Source organism: Nostoc cf. edaphicum LEGE 07299, from assembly GCF_015207245.1.
Lineage (GTDB): Bacteria > Cyanobacteriota > Cyanobacteriia > Cyanobacteriales > Nostocaceae > Nostoc > Nostoc edaphicum_B.
Map to the genome: position 1 here is coordinate 1 of NZ_JADEXF010000676.1, position 3,491 is coordinate 3,491.

Annotated in this window: 2 protein-coding genes; both read right to left on the reverse strand. The window is 44.1% G+C overall.

Annotated elements, in window-relative coordinates:
* On the reverse strand, positions 1-2,293 hold a 2,293-nt coding region (locus IQ229_RS18830; protein ID WP_194046358.1), incomplete at its 3' end, for a CHASE2 domain-containing protein.
* A 176-nt stretch (positions 2,294-2,469) separates the two neighbouring features.
* The gene (locus tag IQ229_RS18835) at positions 2,470-3,438 is read right to left on the reverse strand and encodes a DUF1822 family protein (protein ID WP_194046360.1); all 969 of its coding nucleotides are present in this window, start codon (positions 3,436-3,438) and stop codon (positions 2,470-2,472) included.
* Between the last annotated feature and the right edge of the window lie 53 nt (positions 3,439-3,491).

Consider the following 3,491-nt stretch of genomic DNA (forward strand, 5'->3'; position numbering starts at 1 on the left):
ACATCAAACTTCCCATAGCCACCAACGATAAAGCCGACGGTACAAAAGGCACCCAAGCACCTGAAATTAGCAGACCAAAGCAAACTACATACAAAAGGCTAGAAGTAACACCCATTGCCAACGCCAACCAGGGTAAGGAAAATCTGCGCCAAGCCAAGACTCCGCCAATTAAAGACCAGCCCCAAATCCAGACCACCTCCGCCCACCACGACCAAGCCCGCAGCAACGGCCGCCCATCCTGAACTGCACCAAGGATCTGGCTGACCATGTGAGCTTGTACCAGTACTCCTGGCATTTGCTCATCTAAAGGAATGCCATAAGGTGTAGGCCAGGTGTCTGGAGAATCCCCTTTTGCAGTCACACCAATGAGAACAATTCGGTCTTTGATGGCGTTGGGGTTAATTGGACTAGATAAAAATTGCGTTAGCTTTACCTGTTCGGCTATTTCTTTTGAAGAACGATAGTTGAGTAAGATTTGACCGCCATTAGCATCAATATTTTGATAGCCACCAGTACGAGACTTCAGATTCGGAAAAATAGTCTTACCCAACTGCAAATTTCCTTTAGGGGTGAACTTTGTTTGAATTCCTAAAGGGCGCAGATAAAGGGATGCTAGTTGTAAACTGAAGGAATATGGAGTAAAACACGATGATGTCGTCTCCTGATTCATGAACAGAAGATGCCGACGAATAACTCCATCGCGATCGTGAATAAAGTCACTGAATCCCAGATTTGCTGGAGGGATTTCTGGCGGCGGCTTAATACCTTTGATATTTCCTGTGCGATCGCTCCCTTTGCATACGCCAATCAAGTTTTGAGTTTGCTGGAGACGAGTAATTAAATCTGGCTCTTTGGCCTGAAAATCACGGTAGACATCCAAGCCGATCGCGCGGGGTTGGTACTGATTCAGTTTTGCTAAGAGTTTATTGAGAGATTTTTCGGAAATAGAAGCTCCGATCAAGTACTCGCCATTTTGTCTTTGAATGGCTAAATCTTCATCGTCAATTGTGATGATCAACAGTCTGGGATCGAGACCTTCGGCAGGGCGCGATCGCATCATTAGGTCAAAGGCTTGAATCTCTGGATTTTCTAGCAACCCCAACAATCTCACGCCACAAATTAAAGCTGTAACTGCCAAGCTGAATAACACAGTTCTCTGAAATTTGCGTCTGTTAGACAAAGGTAAACTTGCTTGATCTTCACCTTCAGATTTTGTAGACCTTAATTCATCCCAAGTCGGTGGTATCTGCGCCGGATTTTGGCAAATTACTGGTAGCCAAGTTGCACAAGGAAATCTATCTTCAAGTCCTTGCAAGCGTTCCCGTGCTTGGCGTACCGCTTGATATAAAGACTCGCCACCGGCAAAGCCTTGGAGAAAATATTTTAAAAACTCCTTCGCAACTTGGTCTGGGACGGGTTCGCGCATGACAATCATTTGAGGAATTTGCAAATCAGCTAATTCTCGCGCCAACCCCAATCCATCACAGGAGTTGAATATAGCTAATTGCAAACCATTTTCAATGGCTTTTTTGAGAGCGTACTTTAACTCGCCAATGGTAAGACTATCAGTTCTATTCAGGTAAATTCGTCCGCTTTCTCCATTTTTGTTACTAGAACTGTGTCCGGCAAAGAAGAGAATATCCCAGTTTTTTCCCCAGAGATGCTCAGTCAAGTCCTTACGTTGTGGTTCTACCAAAAAGCTCACCTCTGCGTTACCACACTGTTGCAGTAAAGCTCGATCGGCTTGGGTGTCAATCCCCTTACTATTGCCCACAATTGCCAAAATCTTGACTAATTGATTGAGAGGGCGTGGCTTGTGAATGCGATCGTAAGATGGTGAAGCAAGGGCAATTTCAGCTTTGGGATAGCGTTCTAATAAGTCCCACAGATGCCAGGGTAATAGCTGCAATTGGCTATTTTCTGTTTGCAAAATCACCCGTACTTCGTCGCTAGACGATAATCTTTCTAACCATTTTTCCCTCAACGGGCGAAACTCCTCTGCTCGCAGCCAGGTATTAAAGCGTGCCCGCAAAATATGAGAAGCGTTTTCGCAGTCTTGAACCATCGATACATTCGTCACCTGCATTTTGTCGGCATGGAGGCGATAACGATTGCCTATCTGCCGATAACTAGACTGCCAATGACTATAATAGAGCGGCATTTCCGGGAATGAAGGGAGCCTCCCAGTGATTTCGGTTGTAGCACGCTCGTGTTCTTCACCAATTTGGAGGGTGACAGCAAACCCTTGCTCAAAACTACCCTCTCCGAATTTGATCGCCACTAACTTACCCATAACCGTCGCTATCTCCCTGTACCATATCGTGCCCTGTTCTAATGTCCGATCGAAAGCTCCATAAGCGTCTAAAGATTTTTTTCAAAATCCCTAAAAGCTGGCTTGGATTTTTAATTTTTAATTAATGAATTATCACTTAATAAATTACCGATAAAAGGGGAAGATAGCTACATATTTCAAATTCTGAAATATTCGGTAATACTGGTATTATCCAAGGCTACTCTAACGCTAAATTCTTCTGTGGGTTCACCACGAAACTGCAACTGAATGTAGTTGTCTGATTTTCTAGATTGAGCATCTAAAAATACTGCTCCTGAACTATCTATAACAGTGAGATGAACTCCTGGTGGCAAGTAGATTTGATTTCCAGCGGCGTGCAATTGGAGATGAATACTAGTTTGTTGATCTTTTTCGGGGCTGATTTCCACAATTAACATCACAGGTTGGTTGTGGATTTGGATACCTAAATCAATCACTTTTGCCCGTTTAGTAATTGATTCTGGTTGTTTGAGGGTATCTAATTCCAAAGTTTCAACACTGCGAAAGGCATAAGTTGGCATGAGTTCCGGCACGTTCCACAGCGATTCAATAGTCTCCCAACCAGTCTCAAATATACCAGCAAACCACTGACTCAAATTCACTAATGAATTAACTGGGGATTGACGCAGTTCCCAGATGTGGTCAATAAACGCTTCCAATGGTTGCAGTTGCGCTAAAGGAACTGTTTCAGTTGCCACACTAGGGATAAAACCAAGCAGCCTTGCTTCTTCGAGCGATTCATCAAATTGAACTATTAAATAACCCACCCGTTCTTCCCAAGTTTCTGGAGGAATAGAACATATCTGCTGATGCAGATGCACGGGGCGACACTCCAGACGGCCAATTGAGGGCACTTCTAAATCAGCGACATCCCCACAAAGGCGCATGATGGGGTTCCAACTGTCACTAGCTTGAAGAGCGGTAGGAATATCCATCATCTGCAAGTAATCATTCACCACCCATACAGCTAAAGTATTCAGCCGGACTTGCTCTGCTTTTTCAGGATTTGGCTGCTGGTTAGCAAATTGCTGGGCAGTTATGCGAGCTGTTTGGGAAATCGGCAATGTTAAAGCGAAATCGTCTAGCTGATAGGTGGAGTTATTCATAAGTCAATTTCTAGGGATCAATGCTGCTATGTATATATCACCCTCATCTAACA

Bases quoted from the DNA above. Each gene is read 5' to 3' on its own strand.
- IQ229_RS18835 (WP_194046360.1), bottom strand. From the start codon at position 3,438: ATGAATAACTCCACCTATCAGCTAGACGATTTCGCTTTAACATTGCCG.